The following is a 4,433-nucleotide window of genomic DNA, read 5'->3' as shown; positions in this document are numbered from 1 at the left end:
GTTTTGTAGGTCGAGATTTATTTCGACAGCATAAGCTAAAACGTCGGAGCCGCTTCACGCGGCGAGCAGTTAAAAGCTTGTGAGGTAAACTACTTCCCTCCAGCGAGTGCCGTAGGTCGAGATTTATCTCGACCACTGTAAGCTAAAACGTCGGAGCCGCCTCACGCGGCGAGTAATTAAAAGATTGTGAGGTAAACTCGTACCCATCAGCGAGTTTTGTAGGTCGAGATTTATCTCGACTACTGTAAGCTGAACCGCTCTACAAAATAATTAAAAAGGCCGCAAATGCGGCCTCTCGTTGGGGAAAGAAGACTCAATCTGAGCCTACTAAATTTTGCTTATGGCTTGTACTGTGCGTCTAACGTTAGACCAGAGAACGTACGGTAAGCGTTAATGCTTAGGTGCCATGTACCTGCTTGCGGATTAGTGATTACACAAGTCTCGGTATTACCGCCTTCATATGGACGACAATCATAGCTGCTTGCTGTAGGTTGAGAGCCAAACTTAACGAATAAGTCAGCGTCACCTGAGCCACCAAATGTTTTCACGGTGAAGTCGCTCATACCCTCAGGTACTTCGATAGTGTAGTGAACCCACTGACCGCTTGACGCTGAAATATCTTCAATTGTACCACCACCTGCTTGTGGACCACCTGTGCTAGAGCCCGAAGTTGCAGCAACTAAGCTTACGCCTGAATAAGCTTTATAACCGTTAATCATTACATGGTATGTACCAGCTTGAGGCGCGTCAAAGCTACAAACTTCGGCATTGCCACCTTCATATGGGCGACAGTCATAGCTACTTGAAGTTGGTTGACTGCCAAGTTTTACATAAAGGTCAGCATCACCTGTTCCACCACTCATGGTGAAGGTCACATTGGTTTTTCCAGCAGGTACATCAAAAGTGAAAAATTGATTGCTGCCAGCAGCGCCGCTTAGGCCTGTTTTTGCTACGCCATCTTCAAGCGTATTACCTGTTGGTGGTGTGACAACACCGCCTAAAGCTTCATTTACCGCAGCGGCTGCATCAACAACACCTGTACCACAGTTTGAACAGTTACCCGCGAAGCTGCGTGTAGTGTTTTTCAAGATAGTTTCTACTTCATCAGGTGTAGCAGATGGTTTTGCTTGTTTGATTAGCGCAGCAACACCCGCAACGTGAGGTGCCGCCATAGACGTACCTTGTGAGTAGTGGTAGCTATCATTTGAAGGTGCACCAGAGCCTGAGTTATGCGTAGACAAGATACCTTCAGGATCATTTGCAAAACTTTGTGCGCCACCAGGAGCGGCAACATCAATGTTTGCACCATAGTTTGAGTAGTAAGCACGGCTACCATCACGACCTACAGATGCTACGTTTACAACGCCATTACAGTTACCTGGGTTGTAGTTTGCTGAGTTATCGTTGTCGTTACCTGCCGCAATAACAATTACCGTACCGTTGTTACGTGCTTGGTTGATTGCATTTTGTGTGGTTGCGCTACATGCACCGCCACCACCTAAACTCATGTTGATAACATCAGCAGGGTTAGCATTTGCAGGTACACCAGATACCGAGCCGCCAGATGCCCATATGATGCCGTCAGCGATGTCAGATGTTAAACCACCACATTTACCAAGAACACGTACAGGCACTACCTTAGCGTCGTAAGCAACACCAGCAACACCTTCACCATTATTTGTGACAGCAGCAACGGTTCCCGCTACGTGTGTACCATGCCAGCTTGAGTCTTGATCCGCGCGTGGTACCGGTTGACCTGAAGAGTCAGTTCCACATTCACCACGAGTGACTGCATCACCAGGGTCACGAGCATCGTTGTCACGTGCGCCACCATCGTTAGCAACAAAGGTATTAGAGATCATGTCATAGCCAGGCAGAATGTTGGCATCTAAGTCTAAATGTGGGCGATAACCTGTATCTAGTACCGCAACTACCACACCTTGACCTGTTGCTTTATCCCACGCAGCAGGAGCATTAATACCAGCTGCAGCTTCAAAGTAATGCCATTGATCGTTATAACGCGGATCGTTAGGCGTTGCGAATGGCTTTAGCATTTGGTCAATTTCGATGTATTCAACATTACCAGAAGCCATCACTTCGTTCATGAATGCTTGTGCTTCTTTTGCTGATAGCTTTTTGTCAGCACGCATAACGTGGTGGTTACTTAACGCCATTGGGCGAACATATTGAGCGCGAGCACTCGCTTTACTGCTCTTAAAGCCTTGTACAAAGCTTTCTGCACGTTGTTGCATTTTTGCAGGGGCAAGATCCGCAGATGAAAGGCTCATCATTTGCGAACTAGCATCTTTGTACTTGATGATGAACTGTGTACCAAGTGTGCTTTGTGATGATAGTTTTTGTGCTGTTGCTGCAAGTGCTGCATCTTGGCCGATTGATTGTGCAGGTGCGGCTGTAACTGCTGTTGCAGTGAATAATGCGCTCACTGCGACGCTTAGTGCAGCGCGCTTAAAGTTTTTATTGATTGTCATAATGTTTCCCTAGTTTCTAACTTGTTGTTCAGCTGTTAATAAAAAGCTGATGGTTAGTGAAAGTAAACTCCTAGTTAAAAAAAAGAAAGCGCTGTTTTGTTATTTACACTAATTTTTTAGTTATATGTGGACGGATAAATGGCTATAAAAATTCTTACTGTATTGTTTTTAATCGATATTTTTCATTTTTGTGAGAGAGTGAATAAATTTCAGTTACATTGTAAATGACTGTAAACAAAATAGTGTTTTTAACTTTGTGAAGCATTTGTAGCCAATAGAGCGAAGAATTTATTAATATTAAAGGTTTGGTTTTTTTAGCTGTTCTAGTTGTATTTTCCTATTTTTGACGGTTTGATAGATGATAGCGCTGACATAATGTTTACAAGTGTTTAAAAGGTATGCGAGTGGCTATCGATATTCCTAGCTGTGATTAGATAAAGAATCTAGGTATAATTTTCGCTTGGTCGCGATTTTGCCGTTTAAAGCTAAACTGTTGGCAAAACGGTAGGTGTAGAAATCTTAGATAAAAAGTTGAGTGAGTTTATGCAACAAATAGAGGTAGTCGTTATCGGCGCAGGTGCTGCAGGATTGATGTGTGCTGCACAGGCTGGATACCGAGGGCGACAAGTTGCAGTGGTTGATATGGGAAAAAAGCCTGGTCGTAAAATTTTGATCAGTGGCGGTGGTCGCTGTAATTTTACCAACGAAAATGCTTCACCTGCTAACTATCTATGTAAAAATCCACACTTTATAAAGTCGTGCTTGAGTCGCTATACCCAACATGACTTTATTGAATTGGTAGACCGCCATGGCCTTGCATACCACCACAAAACACTTGGACAATTGTTTTGTGACAATAGCGCGCAAGACATTGTCGATATTCTTCTTACAGAATGTGACTGGGCGGGCGTGTCACTTCACTTACGCCAAGAAGTCCTTGCGGTTGAACATCAAGCTGATGGTCGCTACTTAGTCAAAACCACAACTCAAACCTTTAACTGCGAGTCAGTGGTGATCGCCGCTGGTGGCCTAACCATGCCAAAACTTGGCGCAACGCCAATCGGCTACAAAATAGCGGAGCAATTCGGTTTAACGGTGTTACCAACCACGGCAGCGCTTGTGCCATTTACACTTCATGATCACGACAAAGCACGCTTTGATGGTTTGTCTGGTATTAGCGTAGACAGCCTAGTGACTAGCGAAAGCGGTATCCAATTTAGAGAAAATATTCTCTTTACCCACAGAGGCTTATCTGGCCCTGCAATTTTGCAGATCAGCTCATTTTGGAAAGCAGGAGAGTTTGTTAGCATCAATTTACTACCTGACTTAGATGTGCAAGCACAACTTCATGACTGGCGCAGTGAACAAGGGCAAAAGAGCCTGAAGAACTTGCTTTCGAGCATCCTACCAAAGCGCTTTATTGAAGCCCTAATCAGCGACGGCAGCATCCCGGATAAAAACGCCAACCAACTCAGCCACACAGAGATTGAAAAGCTCACTGAAACTCTCACCAGCTGGAAAATAAAACCAAATGGCACAGAGGGTTATCGCACCGCAGAGGTTACATTAGGTGGTGTAGATACCGACGAATTAAGCTCAAAAACCTTCGAAGCAAAAAAACAAAAAGGCCTGTACTTTATCGGCGAAGTAACCGATGTCACCGGATGGCTCGGGGGCTATAACTTCCAATACGCGTGGAGCTCCGGCTGGGCATGCGGACAGGCTTGTTAGTGTTTTCGTGGAATGGTTTCGAAGACAGTTTTGCTAATTCGAAGACAGGAAGCTCTTATTTAACACGGTACATTAAGCTAACTAAATAAGAAATATAAGAATATTTTTGTCTTCGATTTTTTGACACATTTTAACTGTACCATTTGTAAACATTAATGTGGAAGTGATGTCGCTTTTAATGTTTTTATCTGCTGTAGTGGTCAACTAATTTTG

2 protein-coding genes are annotated in these 4,433 nt (G+C 44.2%); one reads left to right on the top strand and one right to left on the bottom strand.

The genetic code is table 11. From position 1 onward, the window contains the following. Positions 1–338 precede the first annotated feature (338 nt). Positions 339–2,489, bottom strand: a complete 2,151-nt coding sequence (locus CWC03_RS18130) for a S8 family peptidase (RefSeq protein ID WP_128727617.1) — start codon at positions 2,487–2,489, stop codon at positions 339–341. 543 nt (positions 2,490–3,032) lie between these two features. Here CWC03_RS18130 and CWC03_RS18125 point away from each other — a divergent pair. Further along, entirely contained in the window at positions 3,033–4,220 is a 1,188-nt protein-coding gene (locus CWC03_RS18125; RefSeq protein ID WP_138583072.1) for a BaiN/RdsA family NAD(P)/FAD-dependent oxidoreductase, read from the top strand. Positions 4,221–4,433: the final 213 nt, after the last annotated feature.

The sequence above is a fragment of the Pseudoalteromonas sp. S2755 genome, assembly GCF_005886535.1.
Taxonomy (GTDB): domain Bacteria; phylum Pseudomonadota; class Gammaproteobacteria; order Enterobacterales; family Alteromonadaceae; genus Pseudoalteromonas.
The sequence above is the reverse complement of the archived record's forward strand: the minus strand, read 5'-3'. Positions and strand labels throughout refer to the sequence as shown.

Bases quoted from the DNA above. Each gene is read 5' to 3' on its own strand.
- CWC03_RS18130 (WP_128727617.1), bottom strand. From the start codon at position 2,489: ATGACAATCAATAAAAACTTTAAGCGCGCTGCACTAAGCGTCGCAGTG.
- CWC03_RS18125 (WP_138583072.1), top strand. From the start codon at position 3,033: ATGCAACAAATAGAGGTAGTCGTTATCGGCGCAGGTGCTGCAGGATTG.